Origin of the sequence: Caballeronia sp. AZ10_KS36 (genome assembly GCF_023631105.1) — a bacterium.
Lineage (GTDB): Bacteria > Pseudomonadota > Gammaproteobacteria > Burkholderiales > Burkholderiaceae > Caballeronia.
In genome coordinates, this window is sequence record NZ_JALQDQ010000025.1 from 401245 (window position 1) to 419623 (window position 18379).

Below are 18379 nucleotides of genomic sequence, written 5' to 3' on the forward strand. Positions count from 1 at the left end.
AGAAGCGATTTGGCGCGTTCGGATTCGCGATCGCTTGAATAGCGGCCGCACGCGTCCTAAGGTTATCAGTGTGTCGCTTCGACACTCACTGAAGGAGGTCCACCATGCCATCCCCGCGTAAGGCTCAAGCGAGCCATCCCGCCGACACGGAAATGTCGAGCCGCAAGAAAACCGCCGGCACCAAAGCGAACACCGCGAAGACCGCGAGCGCGAAGGAAATGAGCGTCGGCAAGCGCACCACGAAAGCAAAACCGAAGTCGTAAGTGATCGGCTGGTACCGCGCTCGAGCGCGGGGATCGGTCACGGCTGTCCTTCGAAACGGCGAGCGGCAAGCACATAGTCCGCTCGCCGTTCGGCTTTCTGCGCTCCCGAAAAGCAATCTCGATCCGCGAGACCGCACTTTTTGCCGCCCGCCAGCAGATCGGCGCGCAAAAAAGGCGTTGCCACATGGCAGCCTTCATCTAAAGTAGTTAACCTCTTTTGCACCGCTCTTTCGAGATCCCGACGATGGCCGTCCCGCCACGCGCCGCCTCCGTGCGCGCCGAAGGAATCCTGACCGCCGCCGCCCGCGAAGCCGGCGCGAGTCTCGTGCGCAACCTGTCGATTCCGGCGCCCTTCTCCGACGCCGCGCTCGAAGCGCAGTTCCTCGAAGACCACAGCCAGCGGTTCTGCGCGTTCCGGCGCGCGTCGGCGCTGCTCGCGCTCGTCATCTGGACGTGCTTTCTGTGGTGGGACTTCAGCTTCGTGCGCGGCAACAAGGCGCTCAACGTGCGGCTCGCGGACATTTTGACGCTGCGCTTCGCCGGCGTCGCGCTCCTGATCTGCGTCGGCTTTCTGGTGCTGCGGCCGTCGTTTCGCTCGCACGCCACGGCGCACCGCGTCATCCTCACCGGCATTTACGGCCTGCTCTGCCTCATCCTGACGATGGTGGCGATCACGCCCGCGCCGTACAACTACACGCAGTACTTCATCGGCCTGTACCTCGCGCTCTTCTTCCAGTTCAGCTTTTTCTACCTGCGTTCGCGCGCCGCGCTGATGGTCGGCGTCATCACGATGGCCTCCGTCGTCTTCCTGCAGATCACGGTCGGGCTGCTCAACCCGGAGGATTTCTTCGCCGGGCTCTTTTATATGTTCAACGTCGTGGTGGTCGGGCACGGCGTCTGTGCGCACGCCGAGCGCGTGTCGCGGGAACGGTATCTCGCCGAGCGCGCGCTGGCGTCGCTCAACGACGAACTGCGCGGCGCGAACGGCTCGCTGGAACGCAAGAATCGCGAACTGGAAATCGCGAAGAAGGATCAGGAGACGAAGACCAACGCGCTGCTCGCGCTGCGCGAACAGCAGATGATCGCCGCGCAGACGGCGAGCCGCGAGAAATCCAACTTCCTCGCCGCCGCGACACACGACCTGCGGCAGCCGATGCACGCGCTCAATCTCTTCCTGCAAGCGGCCGCCGAAGCCATTCGCAACGAGGACTTCGATCAGGCCGAGCGCCTCATCAACGAATGCGGGCGCTCGTCGGTGATTCTCGCGCGCCTCTTGAACGCCGTGCTCGACTTGTCGCGGCTCGAATCGGGGCGCGTCGTGCCGCGCTATCACGTCTTCGATGTCCGCGAGATCGTCGAGGAAGCCGCCGAGCAGTTGCGCCCGTTCGCCAAGAGCCGTGGCGTGGACTTGCGCCTGCGCCTGCCGAAAGACGAGGTCGTATGCGTGCGCAGCGACGCGCACTGGCTCGGCCGCGCGGTGGCGAATCTGGTGTCGAACGGCATCAAGTACGCGGATACCGCCAAGCGCGCGAAGCCGACGGTGATCGTCGGCGTGGTGCGCTCGCCGACGCGCGCGCGTATCGACGTGCTCGACAACGGCATCGGCATACCGGCCGATTACTTCGACGCCATTTTTCAGCCGTTCTTTCAGGTCGACAACCCGGAGCAGGATCGCGACAAGGGGCTGGGGCTCGGCCTGTCGATCGTGAATGCGGTGATCTCGATGCTCGACGAACACCGCATCGAACTGAAGTCCGCCGAAGGACGCGGCTCGCGCTTCTCCGTGGATATTCCGCTATGCGGGCCGTCGCCCGATCAGCCGTCCGCGCGCGCGCCGGCGCGCTCAGAAGCCGCGGAAGCGGCGCAACTGGACGGGCGCTATGTGCTGCTCGTGGAAGACGACGGTCTCGTGCGCGCCTCCACCGAGGCGCTGCTTTCGCAATGGGGCGTTCTCTACGACTCCGCCGCGACGTTCGAAGAATACGAAGCGATACTCGCGACCATCGAACGCTTTCCCGATCTCATCATCACCGACTACCGCTTGGGCGATGCGAAGACCGCCCGCGAAGTCGCGATGCTCGGCGCGCGCAAGCTCGGGCGCGCGTGCCCTTGCCTCGTGGTGACGGGCGAGCCGGCGGCGACCATCGTGCCGCTCGCCTGCGACCACGACGTGCTGAGCAAGCCGGTGAGCCCGGCCGAACTGCGTCGCGGCATGGTGTCGATGATCGAGGCGGACGCGTTCAACGGCCGGTGAGCCGCGCCGCGAACCACTCCCGCAGCGCTTCGACTTCTTCCATGCAGACCGTATGCGCCATGGGGTACGCGTGCCAGTCCACGGCGCAACCGTGGCCGCGCGCGAACTCGCACGCTTCCTCGCCGAGCCGCACGTCGAGCACGTCGTCGAAGCTGCCGTGCGCGGCGAACACCGGCGCGGCGCGGTTGCCTTCGCTGATCGAGGCATCGATCAGACCTGGCGACGGGATATAGCCCGACAGCACGATCAGGCCCGCGAGCTTTTCCGGATGCGTGAGACCGGCGTGATACGTCATCGCGCCGCCCTGCGAGAAGCCGGCGATAAAGATGCGCTCGGTCGGAATGCCGCGCGCGTTCTGCTCGGCGATCAACGCCCGCACGCGCTCAACCGACGCCTCGATGCCCGCTTCGTCCACCTTCCGGTTGATGCCCTCGAACGACAGAATGTCGTACCACGCGCGCATCACGTAGCCGTTGTTCGCCGTGACCGGAATCTCCGGCGCGTTCGGGAAGACGAAGCGCACGGCGGGCGCATCCGCGAGGCGCAGTTCGGGCACGAGCGGAACGAAGTCGTTCGCGTCGGCGCCGAGGCCGTGCATCAGAATGACGGCGAATTCGGGATTCGGCGCAGTTTCGATTTCGACGACCGACGGTGAATCGCTCATGAGCACTTCTCTCTAAATGATGGGAACGAGGATCTGAATGATGCCGACCACGGACACCAGCCACGCAAGCGAGCGCAAAAACGGCACGCCCGCCGCGTACAGCGGCACATAGACCACCCGCGCGACGAAGTAGGCCAGCGCGCCGTAGTGCGTGAGCGGGTTCTCGCGCCCGGTCACGTGGACGATCAGCACGGCGACCGCGAAGACCGGCAGCGTCTCGAAGAGATTCGACTGCGCGCGCATCAGACGCGCGGTGAGCTTGCCGGGCGGCGGCGCGGGGCCGTCGCGCGGGCCGGTGTTGTAGCGGATGCCGGTTTCGCGGTTGCGCAAGAGCGCCGGCAGCAGCACTTGCACCAGCGCGAGCACGAGCGTCCAGGCCAGCATCGTCAGTTCGAAACTCATGGCGTCTCCAGTCGGGCGTCTATTGTCTCAGGCGCGCGCTTCATTCGGCCGATGTCAGCGCGGCAGCCTGCGGCGCACTGTCGAGCGCGAGATCATGGCTCGCGAGCTGTTCGAAGCGGCCGCTCGGCTCCGCGTAATCCCAGCGTTCCACGCGCACGCGCCGCCCGGTCGCGTTGCACGTATAGCGGATGACGTTCACGGAATTGCCGACGGTCGCCCGCGTGCGCGACGACAGCGCCGTGCCCGCCTGCACCGCCCAGATGCGGCGCGGCAGATCGGCGAACGTGTCGTGCAGCGGCAGCACGTACGGCAGATGGATATGTCCGCCGAGAATCAAATCAGCGCCCGCGCGCGCCCAGCGCGGGACCGCGCGTTCGCGCCCGTGCAGCAGGTTCGTCTCGTCGCTCGCGCGCGAGACCGCCACCGGCTGATGCGTGACCACGACGCGCAACTGCGCCGCGCTCGCCGCCTCCAGGCGCGCCGCGACGCGCCGGATTTGCGGCATCGACACTTCGCCATCCTTGTGGCGATACGGCCGCGTCGTGTTGACGCCGAGCACGAGCACATCGCGCGATTCGAACGACGGCTCCAGTTCTTCGCCGAACGCGCGTTGATGGTTCGCGTACGGGCGCACGAGCCGGGTGAACACATCGTAGAGCGGAATATCGTGATTGCCCGGCACGACCACGGCGGGCGTCGCGCCGAACGTATTCATGAAGGCGCGCGCCTCGTCGAATTGATAGCGGCGCGCCCGCTGCGTGATGTCGCCCGACAGGATCACGACATCGGGCGGCACGGCTTCGGCAAGACGCAAGAGCGCCGCGACGACTTTGGGCCGCTCGGTGCCGAAATGCGGATCGGAAATATGCAGCAATACGGTCATGAGCGATTGGCTTCGGCCACGGCGGGCTCGGGCTTGAGCAACAGCAACGGCCGTTCCGAGACGCGGAATTCGAGCGGCATGTCGAGCCACGCGATTTCGCCGTCGGTCGCGGCTTTGACGCGGCGTCTGCCCGTCGAACGCAATCCGCGCGACGGCCGCGTCACCGTGATCCTGTCGAAAGTGAAGCTCTCGACGTGATCCGAATCCGCGAGACGTCCCGCCGCGCCGCGCAGTGACAAAAGCAGATGCGCGAGCCGCCCGATGGGTCGCGGCGCAATCGCGACGAGCAAGCCGTGTTCCACTGCGCGCGCCTCGGCCATGCCGATCTGTTCGAGCTGGAGCCGGTTGTTGCCGACGAAGAGTGTCGACGAACGCACTTCGCGCGTGCGTCCCTCATGCTCGATATGCAGCCTCAGATGACGATGCCGCCGCAATAGCGTGAAAAGCGCCGACCACAGCGCGACGAGCCGGCTGCGGCCGAATTGCCGCTTGTAGGCTTCGCGGTCTTCGAGCAGCTTCGGATACAGCCCGAGGCTCGCGTTGACGATGAACATGCGGTCGTTCACGTAACCGACCTGCACCGGATAGGCGCGCGCGTCGAGCAGCAGTTTCGTGGAGGCGTCGAGATCGGCGGGAATGCCGTGATCGCGGCTGAAGTAGTTGAAGGTGCCGCGCGGCAGCACGCCGAACGGCACGTCCGCTTTCAGCGCCGCTTCGGCGACCGTGCAGAGCGTGCCGTCGCCGCCCGCGCCGACGAGCACACCGCGTTGCGCGCGGGCCTCTTCGGCGGCTTCGCGTGCGACGGCGGCGAGACGCCGGGGCTTGTCGACCACGCGCAGATCGAAGCGCCGCCCCGCCGCGCCGAACTCGCGCGCCAAAGCCGCGCGTGTTTCGTCCGCCTGCCTGCGGCCGGAACCGGCGTTCATCACGATGAAAAACGGCGCGTCGGGCGCAAGCGCGCGAGCGGCGGCCGACGCATCGGCCAAGGGTGCGGACACGGTCATCGGCTGCGCTCCTTGCGGTTCGTCGCATGATTGCGTGCGCCGAAACGCGTCGAGCGGCCGGCGAGCCGTGCCGATTATAACGAAAGCCTTACAACCGGAGCGCGCCGCGCGTGACGTCTACAGCGGGACGCTTACGTGTGCTCGCCCCGAATGTAGTACTCGAGCTGCTGAATGGTGAACTGCTGCTCGGAGATGATGTTCTTGACCAGATCGCCGATGGAGATCATGCCGACGAGCTTGCCGTTGTCGATCACCGGCAAATGGCGCATGCGCTTGTCGGTCATGAGCGCCATGCAGTCGTCGGTGGTCTGGTCGGGCCGCACGTAGCGCACGTGCGAAGTCATGATGTCGCGCACCGGCGTGTCTTTCGACGAGCGGTCCATGAGCACGACTTTGCGCGCATAGTCGCGCTCGGTCATGATGCCGACGATTTCGTCGCCGCGCGTGACGATCACCGCGCCGATGTGCTTGTCCGCCATCAGCTTGATCGCGTCGAAGACCGGCGCCGTGTCCGCGATCGTATAGACCGTCTGTTCGGGTTTCGAGCTCAGAACCTTTGCGACTGTTGCCATCGACCGCCTCCGTCTGACTTGCGCGCCGTTTGCCGTCCGCGTGGTGGACGGCCAGGCGCGCTGCGTTGTATCCGGAACACGTTGCTGCGCTGTATGAGCGTAAGGCTTCCGGTCCGATGCCTTCATCGGCATTAACCCGACCATTCGCGAAGAGTATAGGACACGCATCGCCGTGGCACCTGTGCTTTGCCTGCCTTCAGTTTCGCCGATTCCTGCCGCTAATCAGGCATCGCGCGGGAATTCCGTCATCCGCCAGGACTACGCGGCGCAAGCGCCCACATCACAGGAGAAGCAGTGAGCACTTCACAACAGGATATCGAGCAGCGCGTGCGGCTCGCGGGCAGCAACATGTTCGAGTTGCTTCTCTTCAAGCTGGGCGAGGCGCCGGATTCGGAGCAGCGCGAACTGTACGGCATCAATGTTTTCAAGGTGCGCGAGATTCTCGCGATGCCGACGATCACCGCCGTCGCCGGTTCGAGCGAGGAAATTCTCGGCGTCGCGGACATTCGCGGGCAGATCATTCCGGTGATCGACCTCGCGCGCATCACCGGCTGCCGCCCGAAGAACGGCCCGAAAATTCTGCTCGTGACCGAGTTCGCGCGCACGACGCAGGGTTTCGCGGTCGAGGAAGTCGACGATATCGTGCGGCTGGAGTGGAATCAGGTGTTGTCGGCGGAGTCGCATTCGAGCGGTCGCACGGTGACGAGTTTCGCGCGCCTCGATGGCAACGTCGACGGATCGCGCCTCGCGCAGGTGCTGGATGTCGAGCGCATCGTGCGGGACGTGCTGCCGGGCCAGGAAGCGGACATCACGGAAGCGCGCACCGGCCGTCTGCAACTGAAGCCGGGCGCACGCGTGCTGGCCGCGGACGATTCGGGCGTCGCGCGGGCGCTGATCGAACAGAGCCTGACCGCGATGGGCGTGCCGTTCGTCATGACGAAGACCGGACAGGAAGCGTGGGATGTGCTCGAAGCCGCGCTGCGCAAGGCGCAGAAGCACGGCACCGAGGTCTCCGACGAAATCGCGCTCGTGCTCACCGACCTCGAAATGCCCGAGATGGACGGCTTCACGCTCACGCGCCGCATCAAGGCGGACAGCGGCTTGCAGCACATTCCGGTGGTGATTCACTCGTCGCTGTCGGGATCGGCGAACGAGCAGCACGTGCGCAAGGTCGGCGCGAACGCGTATGTGTCGAAGTTCGAGGCGTCGGAACTCGCCACCGTGATGCGCGGCGCGATCGTCAACGCCTGAAACGGCGGTACAAAAGCATCGGCGCCCGGAGCGGGGAGACCTTGTGAGTCTGCCGCGCCGGGCGCCGAATGGGTCGCTTCAGTCTTGAGAGCCGGCGGATAAGCCGGCCAGACCGGTTCGATTAGTGACCGAAAAAGACCGAGTTGGTGCTGTTTGCTGCTTGCGTGCGGGCGCCGGACTGAGCCAGCGAGTCACGCGAACCACCGTAGGCGTTAGCGTCGACGCCGTGTGCGTGCTCTTCAGCAGCGATCGCTTGTGCGCTCGGGCCTTGTTGCGACGTCGGAGCGCCGGTGGCCGGGCGATAGAACGGAGCCGGGCCGTAGCCGCTTGCGAAAGCGGGCGCAGCGAGGGTGGCGGAAGCGGCGATAAGCAGGGTAGCGAGAAGATTGCGTTTCATGGTGTGCTCCAAAGACGGTTGACGTTCAATCAGAAAGCGCCGCAGCGGTCTTGCGAGAAACTGTCTGCTACGTCGATGGAAAACAGTGTATACCCCTACTATCGTTTTTTTATCCCGATATATTTCAATACACTTTTCATCCAGCGCCAACAATCGCTGGCCGCACGGGCGTGCGAAATGGCTTGAAGCCGCGCCGCATAAGGCGCAGAGCATGGTCCGCGTCGACGACGCTGTTCGCTAGGGACAGAACAATCACGCGCTTCAAAGCGCGATTCGGGACGTTGTCAGTGAACGAGACGCTGCATCAGATGGACGAGCGTCTCGGGAGAGTTGCCCTTTTGGCAGTACGCGTCGAAGCCGGCGTGCAGCCCTTTCGTGCGCACGAGTTCTTCGCCGAGCGCGGTGAACGCGATGATCCCCGCGTCGCGCGTCCGGGCGATGCGCCGTAGCACACGCGCGGTCGCGAAGCCGTCGTGCTCCGGCATGCTGATGTCCAGAATGACGATGTGCGGCACCCAGCCGTCGACCGCATGAAGCGCATCGACGCCGGACAGCGCGACTCGCGTCTCGAATCCGTCGGCGGTGAGCGCCGCGGCGAGCGCCTCGGCGCTGGAAGCGTTGTCATCGACGACGAGAATCCGCCAGCACGGGAGATCGACGTCGATACTGCGGTTGGTCCAGAGAGCGCATCGGGGCGAATGCAAATTCACGGGCATGGCAAGTCGAGATATTCGTCTGACGGCCGTACCGCACGAATCGCGCCAGCCCGGACGACCGGTCAGGCGCTGGCTTCGCGCTTGCCCTTGCGCCGTTTCGCGGCGTTTTCTTCGCTCTCGCGCAGGCGCGCATTCGCCTGAACGAGCGAGGCGGCGTCGCGCTGCCGCAGCGCCAGGTCGAGTTCGCCGAGCGCGGCCACGAGCGCATCGCGGTCGGCCTCCTCGCAGGCCGGCTCGCCGCCGGCCGCCACGCGCCGCGCTTCCTTGTCGAGCCGCTTGTAGAGCTTTGCGCCGAAGCGCGTGTCGAGCGCGCCTTCGCGCGCGAGACCGGATATCACCGATGCAAGGCGTATCAGTCCCGCTGCGGTGGTTTGCGTCGCGCCATCCAGATCGTCACGGTCATCGTCCACAAGCCTTCTCCCCAAGTTTGACAGTCGGCGCGCGCCGGGAACGGCGTCTATCGTCGCGTACGCGGTCATCATACGCCGTCAATATGACAATCATTCTTACATTCCGCGGCACGAATGTCGCGACTGTTTCCGCGGGCGAGCACACCCGAGCCGCGTCGCGAGCCCGAGCGGTGGCACACTAGCGCCTGACGAAGCAAGCCGCCAGTCTTCGACCGCACATAACGACCGCATGAAAACCGCTATCCCGCAAACATCGCTCTACGGTTCCGACTTCACCGGCCTCGTCTGCGGCTTCCGCTTTCGCGTCGATCAACCCGGCGAGCCCATCGATTCGGAGCAGGCAAGCGACTGGGTCGGCCGCGACGACACGGCGAAAGAGTTCCTCTGGCTGCACTTCGACCTCGCCAACAGCGCATGCGAGCGATGGATCAAAACCCGGCTCGGCTTGCCCGACGCATTCTTCGACACGCTGCACGAGGGCTCGCATTCGACGCGCATCGAGCATCAGGAAGGCGCGTTGTTCGCGGTCATCAACGACGTCATGTTCAATTTCGAGCTGACGCCCTCGGAGATTGCGACGCTCTGGGTCTACACGCACCAGAAGCTGCTGGTCACGGCGCGCATGAAGCCGCTGCGTTCCGTCGATTCGCTGCGCGAGTCGGTGCGGCGCGGCGAAGTCTTCCGCTCGCCGGCGGAGCTGCTCGCGCATCTGCTGCGCGATCAGGCGGATCTGCTCGTGCAGATCGTGCGGCGGACGAGCGCGGAAGTGGACGGCATCGAGGATCGCTTTCTATCGACGCACGCGTCCACCACCCGCTCCGATCTCGGCGCGCAGCGGCGCGTGCTCGTGAGGCTGCAACGGCTGCTCGCGCCCGAACCGGGCTCGGTGTTCCGGCTGCTCGCGCGCCCGCCGCGCTGGCTGCACGCGCAGGACATCCAGGACCTGCGCGACGCGACCGAGGAATTCTCGCTCGTCCTCAACGACCTCGCCGGGCTCGTCGAGCGTATCAAGCTGCTGCAGGAAGAAATCGCGACGCGCATGGACGAGCAGAGCAACCGCACGCTTTTCACGCTGACGCTCGTGACCGTGCTCGCGTTGCCGATCAATATCGTGGCCGGTTTCTTCGGCATGAACGTCGGCGGCATACCGCTCGCCGAGAACCATCACGGCTTCTGGCTGCTCGTGGCGATCGTCGCGAGCTTCACCGTGCTCGCCGGATGGTGGGCGTTCCGCCGGCGGCGCGATATGTGAGCATCGCCCGCCTCTCTTCGGCTACAGCCCGAGATCGCTCAGTCCCGGGTGATCGTCGGGGCGGCGCCCGAGCGGCCAGTGATACTTGCGCTCGGATTCCTTGATCGGCAGATCGTTGATCGACGCATGCCGATGCGTCATCAGCCCGGCCTCGTTGAACTGCCAGTTCTCATTGCCATAACTGCGATGCCAGTTGCCCGAATCGTCATGCCATTCATACGCGAAGCGCACGGCAATGCGGTTTCCGGTGAACGCCCACAGTTCCTTGATGAGCCGATAATCCAGCTCGCGCACCCACTTGCGATGCAGAAACGCCTCGACTTCCGCGCGTCCGTTGACGAACTCCGCGCGATTGCGCCAGCGCGTGTCCTCGGTGTACGCGAGCGCGACGCGCTTCGGATCGCGCGTGTTCCAGCCGTCTTCGGCGAGACGAACCTTGAGGGCGGCAGTTTCAGCGTCGAACGGCGGGAGAGGCGGTCTGGTTTCCATGGCATGTCCTGTTGACGTTGGCGCGGTAGACAGAGTTGTCTACCTGAAGCGCACTCTAGCGCAGGTAGACAGACCTGTCTACAATTAGCCGCATGAACATGATCGCCTCCCCCGCCGATTCCACCGACCCCACCGAGCTTCCACCGGATGCCCGCATTCTGCGCACCGCGCACGACCTCTTCTACCGCGACGGCATCCGCGCGACGGGAATCGACCGGGTGATCGCGGAATCGGGCGTGGCGAAGAAGACGTTCTATCGGTACTTCGCGAGCAAGGACGATCTCATCGTCGCGTTCCTGGAATATCGGCACGACAACTGGATGACGTGGTTCCGCGACGGCCTTTCGCGTCACGGCGGCACACTGTCGGCGCTCGTACCGACGCTCGCCGAATGGTTCGGCGGCGACGCGTATCGCGGCTGCGCCTTCATCAATTCGGTGGTCGAAGTGGGCGGCACGCTGCCGCAGGCCGTCGAGATCGCGCGGCGGCACAAGCGCGACATGACCGCCGCGATTCGCGCGCTGATGCCGCCGTCACGCACCGCGAAGGCGGACGCGCAGGCGCTCGCGCTCGCGGTGGATGGGGCGATCGTCGCGGCGCAATTCGCCGACGCCCCCGCCGATGCGTTGAAAGCCCTCGCACGCGTGGTCCGCGCGGTGAAGCGCGCGGCAACGAGCGCGGAGTGATGGGCGACGCCTAACGCGCGTCCGCGCTCGACGTCTGCAATGCGCAGCAGAGTTTGCCGTTCAGGTCCGCGATGTCGTCGGTGCTCAAGGTAGCGACGTCCGCCTTCAACTGCAGAAACGCCACAACCGCCGCATAACGCGAGCGCAGCAGATCGCGGCGGGCGGTGTACAGCGTGTCGATGGCGCGCAGCACGTCGTTGCCGGTCCGGCTTCCAATCTTGAAACCGACTTCGGTGGCACTGAGCGTATCGCGGGCGCTTTCCACGAGATGCGAAAGCGCGTCCGTCCGCTGGCGTTCGCGCACGTACTTGGCGAAGTTGTCGCGGGCCGAAGCCTCGGCCTGATTCGAAGCAAGCTCGTAGCTCTCTTTGGCCTTGTCTTCGAGAGCAAGCGACTGCTTCATGCGCGCCTGAATTTCGCCGCCGGAATAAAGCGGAATCTGAATCTGCAGCATGCCGGTCGTGGTCGTCGTCGGGCGCGCATAACCCGACGCGGCGCCGGCGGGCGTATAACTGCCGGTCACGCTGACGACCGGATAATGCGCCGCCCTCGCCTTGGCCGAATCGAACTTGGCGATCTCCCAGCCGAGTTGCTTCGACTGCACCTCGTAGCCGCGGGCCTTGGCTTGCTCGATCCACGATTCCTCGCCTCCCGCGAGCGTCGGCAAGGCCGTGCCCGCCGGCAACGGGGCGAGCGCCGCGAACGGCCGCCCGGTCACTTGCTGCAACGCGCGGCGCTTTGCACTCAGTTCTTCACGCGCATCGACCTGTTGCAACTGCGCCTGCTCGCGGGCGGTGTCGGCCTCGCGTTGGTCGATGAGCGTCACCTCGCCCACGGCGCGCTTCCGACGCACCTGCTCCAGTTGCGCGTCGATGGCGGCGAGATACTCCGTGCTCCGTTTCACTTCGTCCTCGGCGGCAAGCTCGTCGAAATACGCGCGCACGGCCCGCAGAATCGACGCCTGTTGTGCGCCGGCAAAATCCACCGCGCCCTGTGCGACGACGAAATCGGCCTGCCGGTAAGCGGTCCACTTGCTCCAGTCGAAGAGCGGCTGGGTCACGGTCACCATCCAGCCGTTCTGCCAATACTTCTGACGCGGAAAACCGTCCATGTCGATGCGGTTGTACGAACGTCCCCACCCGCCCGCGATCTGCGGCAAGAGCGCCGCCCGAGCGATGGGCACCGCCTGCTTCGCGGCTTCATACGCGGCCTGCGCCTGGCCGAGTTCCGCGTCGTGATCGAGCGCCTGTTGCACGATGGCGACCAGATCGTCAGCGCGTGCGGCATCGACGAGGACGAGCGCGCACGCCAGCCCGGCCAGCCAAATGCGTCGCTTAAGCATGGAGCGTCTCGCCTGCCGTGGCCGTGCTCGATGCATCGCTCTCCGGCACCAGCGCGCCCGCAGCGAACCGATAGCGCGTGTCGAACGCCGAAGCGAGCGACATGTCATGCGTAATCACGACGACCGTGCGATCGAGATTACGCAGCAGCGACGCGATGCGCCGCACCGACGCCGGATCGAGGTTCGATGTCGGTTCGTCCAGCAGCAGCAGTTCGCGCTGCTGATACAGGGCGCGCGCGAGCAACAGCCGCTGCCGCTGACCGGCGGAGATATTGGCAATGGTGTCGCTGATGACGGTGCGCGTGCGCATCGGCAAACGCATGATGTCGTCGAGGAGACCGACATCGGCGAGAATCGCGTGAATGCGGTCTTCGTCCGTCTCGGCGGCGAACAGCGTCACGTTATCCGCAATGGACCCGTGCAGAATGATGTCGCCTTGCCGCATATGCGCCTGATGGCGGCGAATTTCATCGACCGTGAGGTTCGGCCATGCGATGCCATTGAGCGCAATATGTCCGTGCTGCAGCGGTTCCGCCGCCGACAGCAGCTTGAAAAGCGTGGACTTGCCGCTGCCCGAAGGACCGGTAATCGCGATCTTTTCGCCCCGGCGAATATGGATGCTCGCGTTCCTGAGAACCGGCTCGTCGGAAATGCCGTAGCTGAACGTCACGTCGCGCACTTCGATGTCCTTGAAGGACCGTACTTCGGTGGCGCGCTGAGTATTCGCGAGCGGCGTATAGCGTTCGTTCTCGCTCTCCACGATATCGTCGACGCGCGCAGTGGGCACGCTCAGCATGAAGTACTGGAACGTGGCGTTGATCCCGCTCGCGAGCCGCTCGGACATGAGCGACTTGTAGATCAGGAACGAATAGAACACGCCGACCGACACCTTCCCGCCGAGCATCAGCCGCGCGGCCAGCCACGTGATGACGATGGTATCGGCGTAAGTCACGAGCTTCAGCAAGCCGTCGCGGGTACACGTCAGACGGCTGCTCTTGAGAAGCGCCGCCGCATACGCCTTGTAGATCGTCATGTAGATGGCGGTGCGCCGCGTCTCGCCCTGCGCCAGCTTCAGCAGTGAGGCAGCGCGAATGGTCTCGATCAGCGAATCGTCGCAGCGCGCGGACGTTTCCAGCACCAGCGCATGGTTATCGCGCATGGCGGCGAACATGCTGACCGCCAGCGCGACGTAGACGGCGAAGATCAGCAACGCCACGCCGGCCAGTTGACGGCTCTGTATGAGCATCAGCACGAGCGCGAGCGCGCCGACAGTCAGGTCGATGAAGAGCGACACCGTGGTGCGCGTGGTGAACACGCTGATCTCGTCCTGCGCCTTCACGCGCGCGAAGACATCGCCCACGTGGCGCTTCTCGAACCACGGCATCGGATTGCGCAGCAGATGGCCGAGCAGGCCCTCGGTCGAGTTGATCTGCGTGATGTTGTACAGCAACTCGGTGAGGTACTTCTGAACGAATTCGCTCAGCGCCCCAAGCAAAAAGATGCTGGCGAAGGTCGCGACGAGCACGTTCAGCAGATTGCGGTTGTCCGCCGCCACCACGTAGTCGAGCACGAGGTTGCCGAAGTACGGCGCGGCGAGAATGGCGAACTGGCTGCCGAGCGCGACGAACACGATCTTGCCGATCTGCGACTTCATCTGCGGACTGAGCGCCCGCACGCGCTTGAGCGCCGCCGGCACGCGCGATTTCGCGCGAATGCGCGGCATCTGCGACGTGGGGGCGAACTCGAGCAGGAAGCCCGAGACGGCGGAGCGGAACGTGTCCATCGACACGCGGCGGCGACCGGTAGCGGGATCGATCACACGGACATAGCCGTGCCCCGCTTTCTCGAACACCACGAAGTGCGCGCCGCCGAAGTGAAGAATCGAGCCCTTCTTGACCGCCGATAGGTCCGATGCATCGAAACGATACGCCTGCACCGCAAGCCCGAAGTCGGTGGCGACATCGTACAGGTCCATGAGCGACAGGCCATTGGCCGAGATCGGCTTGTACGCAGACAGTTCGCGCACTTCGGTCGCGCGTCCGAGATGGGACAGCACCATCGCCAGACACGCATAGCCACATTCGGCGACTTCGTTTTGATAGATAACGCGCACATCAACCTCTCAGAATTCTGAACAGCGGCGCCAGGACCCACTCGGCAATCGTCCGGCGCTCGACGACGATGCTGGCCGTCGCGCGCATGCCCGGAAGAATCTTGAAGTGCTGCCCGTCGAAATCGAAGGTATTGCCGCGCAGCGTCGCCCAGGCCAAGTAATCGCCGTCGGACTCCTTCGTGGTTTGCGTCTCTTCCGACGGGTCGGGCGCGCCGGGCGTGCCGGGCGGCGCGACCGGACTCGCGGGCAGCACCGTGGTGCCCGAAATCGAATCGATGCGCGCCTCGTACGTCCCGAACTTCGCATACGGGAACGCATCGAACTTGAGGCGCACGATCTGGCCTTCGCGCACGAAGCCGCGTCGGCGCGATGGAATGCTCAACGCCACGCGCAGCGGGCCGCTCGCTTGGGTGGAAATCACCATCGCGACATCGCCGGTCGCGAGCATGCGGCCCGCCACCAGACTGGAAAACGTGACGACGCCGCCCTTCGGCGCGGACACCGTCGAGTCCTGACGTTCGCGCTCGAAACGCGCGCGAACGTCCTGTACGTCGCGTGCATGGCGTGCATCCAGCTCGCGCAACTGCGCTTCGAGATCGGTCTGGCTGCTGGTGGACGCGCCCAACTCACCTGCGAGTTGCTGTCTGCGCGCGATGCTCTGCGCGACCGTCACCTTGCCCTGATGAACGTCGGCGCGAGCCTGTTCGAGCTTGTCCGCCGTCACGTAGTCGGAGACCGAATTGAGGCGCGCGAGCCGTTGCTCGAATTCGCCGACGAGTTGGGTGTTTTGCGCGATCTGGGCGTCGAGCGAGCCGAGTTCCGCGCGCTTGCTGGCTTCGCTCAGCCGCGCCGTCTCCCGCTGCGCATTCAACTGAACCCGGCGCTCGCTGTACTGCTCGTCGATCGAGCGGATCTGGTCGTCGCGCATCTTCTCGTCGAACGCTTGCCGACGCAGGCCGTCCGTTGTCAGCGAAAAGTCGCGCTGAAGACGGAACAGCGGCGTGCCCGGATCGACATGCTCCGAAGGCCGCGCGTAGATCGCCGATACGAGCCCCGCTAACCCCTGGATCTTGACCTCGGATGCGGAAACGACCTCGCCGGTCACGTCCTGCTTGAGCTCGATTTCATGCACGAAACCGAAGGCAACCGCGACGATCGTGAAGATCGATGTGGCGTACGCTATCCAGCGCCACGGGACATCTTTGAATTCGGGAATATCGGTCGGTTGCATGAATAGTTGCGTGTAATACGAATGCCGGTTCGCGTGAAGCGTCTATCGCGAGGGCGCGAATGCGTACATGGCGGGATGGCCAGCCGGGAGCCACTGCTCGTAGTTGTCGGCGAGCGCCGTTTCGATATAGCCGGCAAGACGCTGCGGCGATTCGGGCGCGCCGAGTGGAAGAGGATCGAACAGCCGCGCCTCGAAGCGGCCATGCGCGAAGCGAAGATAGAACGGCAGCAGCACCGCGCCGAACGTCTCACCCATGCGAAACACGCCGTTGTGTATGCGGGCGCTCTTGCCGAACATGGTGACTTCCACCGTCTCCATCGGGTAACGGTGCATGGTGAACGGCGGCACGTCGCTGAAGAGCACCGCCACGCCGTCGCGCTTGAGCGAGCGCGCCACACGTACGCCTAGCCCGTTGCGGTTGGCGTCGCCATAGGTGTAGAGCACCTTGATGCCAGGAATCAGCGCGTGGTCGTCGCCGTATTGATTACGCGGCACGCCGGACACCACGGACATCGACTGCAAACCGAGCAGCGCCGCCATGCGCTCAACGATATAGATGTTCGCGTATTGAGAGACGAAGTGGAACGGCGAGATGAAGACCGGGCGCGCAGGCGCTTCGCGCTTCAGTTTTTGGACGGCTGTCACCAGGACGGTCGCGATGGCATCCAGATCCGCCCACGCTTCCCGCTTGCGAATATCGCGCCCAAAATAGATGCGCTGATCGATGAGCTTTTCGACTTGCGCGCCGAAACACGCCCGGTTCGCGCGGCTCTGTGGCAACCGAAGGACTGAGCCTGCAATCTCGGCGCGAATACGGCCATTCGCGCGACAAGTCGCGTCGAACAGGCTACGCACGCTCCACGACAAACGCGCAAGCGCTTCGACCGAACGCATGGGAATTCGGCCGACGATGAAACGGCGCATGCGATGCTTTCGTAGGGCAAGCCATTTTTTCAACGCGGGACGCAAAGCAGGCATGACGAACTCTTTCTGGAACACGGCGGGGCGGGTCCGCGGCCCCGCCCCGCTTTGGCTATTCCCCGCGGAAACGGCGCAGGCGGGAAAACAGCCGGTTATGCGAAGCGAAGCGAGTTACTTACCCTGGATGTAAATAACCACCGTCGTGTTCGCCGACGAGCGGCTGCTTGCCTTGTGGCAACCGCCTGCCAGTGCTGCTTGAGCCAGTGCATTGCGTTCGATCTTTTGCATTTCATTCCTCCTGCCAGTTGCTGAATATACGTGGTCCGAACTAATGTCAGTCCACTCGATCACCCGCCCTTCATACCTCCGGGCTTCGTCAGGAACCATTTAATATTCCTGAACGATGGATATTAGATAGTTCGCGTATGACGGTAAACCGCGAAAACTCCGAAAGAAGCGACAAGAAGCAATTCCCGACGATGATTCGTTTGGTAATGGCAAGGTATTAATCGACTCGTAAGCAAAGTGGCGCGCTATCCGTGTGAAGACGCAGACTTATCACGCACGCAACTGACCAATGGCAGCAATCCCGCGCTGCTCGAATCCGCAAAAAAAACAGGCCACCCTTGGACGAGGATGGCCTGTTCGACTAAGCGCGCGATCAGTACGTGCTCACTCCGATCGCGAGGGTGGCTTTGTCATTCGAGTTGTTGCTGCCGCCGGACCCGCTCGACGCTCCGGCAATCGAAATGTTGACGTTCGTCGAGGATGACGAGCTGCTGGTTGCCTTGGTGGCACCGCCTGCCACATCGCTGTAAGTCAGGGCGTTTCGTTCGATTCTTTGCATTTCAGTTTCTCTAGGTTCCAACATTCGAGGGACAGTGACGCAGTTGATGTGTCACGCGGCCCAATTCTCCGTGCGGACCCGGCGCAACACTATAGGGCCTCGCACGGATATTCTGTAATCCTGCCGATCAGTTATAGGCGAAGTTGACGGTGGCCGTTGCGGACACGGTGCCGCCTGTCATGGTACCGAGGCGATAGAACTGAGCCACCATCGGAATGGTCAGGGAGTTGGTCGCACCCACAGTCCCTATGCTCAGGGACGAGTTCAGGGTAATCGGCGTGCCGGTCGTATCGCCTGCGTTGACGGCCTTCAACAGCTGCACGCCGACTTGCGCGGCCGTGCCGGTGTTCGCGAGCACGCTTTGGACCGTATCGGAGGTTCCGTTGACTGTCATTGCCACGTTCGTGTTGGTCGCGCAGTTGTTCAGCGTGATATTGAAGGCCGTCGGGTTCTTCGTGTTGCCCACAGCGGCGAAATCCGTCGTCCTCGCGGTCCCGAGGGCGATCGTTTGATTGACGGAATTCGAATCGACAGTACACGTCGGCAGGATAATGGTGCCGGTGAATGTCAGCGTGGCGTCGGCCGCGAACGCCGACGCGGCGCACGTGAGCCCAAGGGCCACGATCCCGATCTTCAGCTTCTTCATGTTTTGCTTCTCCTTAATCTCTGTTGCTGGCCGCTC

20 protein-coding genes are annotated in these 18379 nt (G+C 64.2%); 6 read left to right on the forward strand and 14 right to left on the reverse strand.

Features of this window, described 5'->3' with window-relative positions:
- Positions 1 to 104 precede the first annotated feature (104 nt).
- Both NCR35_RS17250 and NCR35_RS17255 read left to right on the forward strand, forming a co-directional pair.
- Positions 105 to 263, forward strand: coding sequence for a hypothetical protein (locus NCR35_RS17250; protein ID WP_175941360.1), 159 nt, complete (start codon positions 105 to 107; stop codon positions 261 to 263).
- Positions 264 to 507: 244 nt separating this feature from the next.
- Positions 508 to 2517 (forward strand): ATP-binding response regulator, encoded by a 2010-nt coding sequence (locus NCR35_RS17255; RefSeq protein ID WP_250535311.1) that lies wholly within the window; start codon positions 508 to 510, stop codon positions 2515 to 2517.
- Here the strand turns inward: NCR35_RS17255 and NCR35_RS17260 are convergent.
- The 5 genes from NCR35_RS17260 to NCR35_RS17280 form a co-directional block, all read right to left on the reverse strand.
- The gene (locus NCR35_RS17260; RefSeq protein ID WP_250535312.1) at positions 2504 to 3181 is read right to left on the reverse strand and encodes an alpha/beta hydrolase; all 678 of its coding nucleotides are present in this window, start codon (positions 3179 to 3181) and stop codon (positions 2504 to 2506) included. The genes NCR35_RS17255 and NCR35_RS17260 overlap by 14 nt on opposite strands.
- Before the next feature lie 12 nt (positions 3182 to 3193).
- Positions 3194 to 3583 carry an MAPEG family protein gene (locus tag NCR35_RS17265; protein WP_248322510.1) on the reverse strand — a complete coding sequence of 130 codons (390 nt, stop codon included), beginning with the start codon at positions 3581 to 3583 and terminating at the stop codon, positions 3194 to 3196.
- Between the two features lie 40 nt (positions 3584 to 3623).
- Positions 3624 to 4466 (reverse strand): metallophosphoesterase family protein, encoded by an 843-nt coding sequence (locus NCR35_RS17270; RefSeq protein WP_250535313.1) that lies wholly within the window; start codon positions 4464 to 4466, stop codon positions 3624 to 3626.
- Complete coding sequence (locus tag NCR35_RS17275; RefSeq protein ID WP_250535314.1) at positions 4463 to 5470, reverse strand: diacylglycerol/lipid kinase family protein; 1008 nt, start codon at positions 5468 to 5470, stop codon at positions 4463 to 4465. Before NCR35_RS17275 ends, NCR35_RS17270 begins: the two co-directional genes overlap by 4 nt.
- A gap of 131 nt (positions 5471 to 5601) precedes the next feature.
- Positions 5602 to 6042 carry a CBS domain-containing protein gene (locus NCR35_RS17280; RefSeq protein WP_175941349.1) on the reverse strand — a complete coding sequence of 147 codons (441 nt, stop codon included), beginning with the start codon at positions 6040 to 6042 and terminating at the stop codon, positions 5602 to 5604.
- 294 nt (positions 6043 to 6336) lie between these two features.
- Between NCR35_RS17280 and NCR35_RS17285 the strand changes: the two genes are divergently transcribed.
- A complete protein-coding gene (locus NCR35_RS17285; protein ID WP_250535315.1) occupies positions 6337 to 7293 on the forward strand; it encodes a chemotaxis protein in 957 nt (318 codons plus the stop codon).
- A 121-nt stretch (positions 7294 to 7414) separates the two neighbouring features.
- Here the strand turns inward: NCR35_RS17285 and NCR35_RS17290 are convergent, their stop codons facing one another.
- The 3 genes from NCR35_RS17290 to NCR35_RS17300 form a co-directional block, all read right to left on the reverse strand.
- Positions 7415 to 7690, reverse strand: coding sequence for a hypothetical protein (locus tag NCR35_RS17290; protein ID WP_250535316.1), 276 nt, complete (start codon positions 7688 to 7690; stop codon positions 7415 to 7417).
- A gap of 284 nt (positions 7691 to 7974) precedes the next feature.
- On the reverse strand, positions 7975 to 8406 hold the full coding sequence (locus NCR35_RS17295; RefSeq protein WP_250535317.1) for a response regulator: 432 nt from the start codon (positions 8404 to 8406) through the stop codon (positions 7975 to 7977).
- Between the two features lie 62 nt (positions 8407 to 8468).
- Entirely contained in the window at positions 8469 to 8816 is a 348-nt protein-coding gene (locus NCR35_RS17300) for a hypothetical protein (protein WP_250535318.1), read from the reverse strand.
- A 229-nt stretch (positions 8817 to 9045) separates the two neighbouring features.
- Between NCR35_RS17300 and NCR35_RS17305 the strand changes: the two genes are divergently transcribed.
- Positions 9046 to 10068 (forward strand): transporter, encoded by a 1023-nt coding sequence (locus NCR35_RS17305; protein WP_250535319.1) that lies wholly within the window; start codon positions 9046 to 9048, stop codon positions 10066 to 10068.
- A gap of 21 nt (positions 10069 to 10089) precedes the next feature.
- On the opposite strand, the gene NCR35_RS17310 is transcribed toward NCR35_RS17305, so the two are convergent.
- The gene (locus NCR35_RS17310; protein WP_175941336.1) at positions 10090 to 10557 is read right to left on the reverse strand and encodes a nuclear transport factor 2 family protein; all 468 of its coding nucleotides are present in this window, start codon (positions 10555 to 10557) and stop codon (positions 10090 to 10092) included.
- Between the two features lie 92 nt (positions 10558 to 10649).
- On the opposite strand from NCR35_RS17310, the gene NCR35_RS17315 reads away from it, so the two are divergent.
- Positions 10650 to 11243 (forward strand): TetR/AcrR family transcriptional regulator, encoded by a 594-nt coding sequence (locus tag NCR35_RS17315; RefSeq protein ID WP_250535320.1) that lies wholly within the window; start codon positions 10650 to 10652, stop codon positions 11241 to 11243.
- 10 nt (positions 11244 to 11253) lie between these two features.
- Here the strand turns inward: NCR35_RS17315 and NCR35_RS17320 are convergent, their stop codons facing one another.
- From NCR35_RS17320 to NCR35_RS17335, 4 genes are read right to left on the reverse strand one after another with little or no spacing between them, the layout of a single operon-like run.
- The gene (locus tag NCR35_RS17320) at positions 11254 to 12585 is read right to left on the reverse strand and encodes a TolC family outer membrane protein (protein WP_250535321.1); all 1332 of its coding nucleotides are present in this window, start codon (positions 12583 to 12585) and stop codon (positions 11254 to 11256) included.
- Complete coding sequence (locus NCR35_RS17325; protein WP_250535322.1) at positions 12578 to 14698, reverse strand: peptidase domain-containing ABC transporter; 2121 nt, start codon at positions 14696 to 14698, stop codon at positions 12578 to 12580. Before NCR35_RS17325 ends, NCR35_RS17320 begins: the two co-directional genes overlap by 8 nt.
- A gap of 1 nt (position 14699) precedes the next feature.
- Positions 14700 to 15929: an HlyD family secretion protein gene (locus tag NCR35_RS17330; protein WP_250535323.1), complete on the reverse strand. Its 1230-nt coding sequence runs from the start codon at positions 15927 to 15929 to the stop codon at positions 14700 to 14702.
- Between the two features lie 42 nt (positions 15930 to 15971).
- Positions 15972 to 16853 (reverse strand): lysophospholipid acyltransferase family protein, encoded by an 882-nt coding sequence (locus tag NCR35_RS17335; RefSeq protein ID WP_250535324.1) that lies wholly within the window; start codon positions 16851 to 16853, stop codon positions 15972 to 15974.
- A 665-nt stretch (positions 16854 to 17518) separates the two neighbouring features.
- On the opposite strand from NCR35_RS17335, the gene NCR35_RS17340 reads away from it, so the two are divergent.
- Entirely contained in the window at positions 17519 to 17668 is a 150-nt protein-coding gene (locus NCR35_RS17340) for a hypothetical protein (protein ID WP_250535325.1), read from the forward strand.
- Positions 17669 to 17824: 156 nt separating this feature from the next.
- On the opposite strand, the gene NCR35_RS17345 is transcribed toward NCR35_RS17340, so the two are convergent.
- Positions 17825 to 18343 (reverse strand): fimbrial protein, encoded by a 519-nt coding sequence (locus NCR35_RS17345; RefSeq protein WP_250535326.1) that lies wholly within the window; start codon positions 18341 to 18343, stop codon positions 17825 to 17827.
- Positions 18344 to 18379 lie beyond the last annotated feature (36 nt).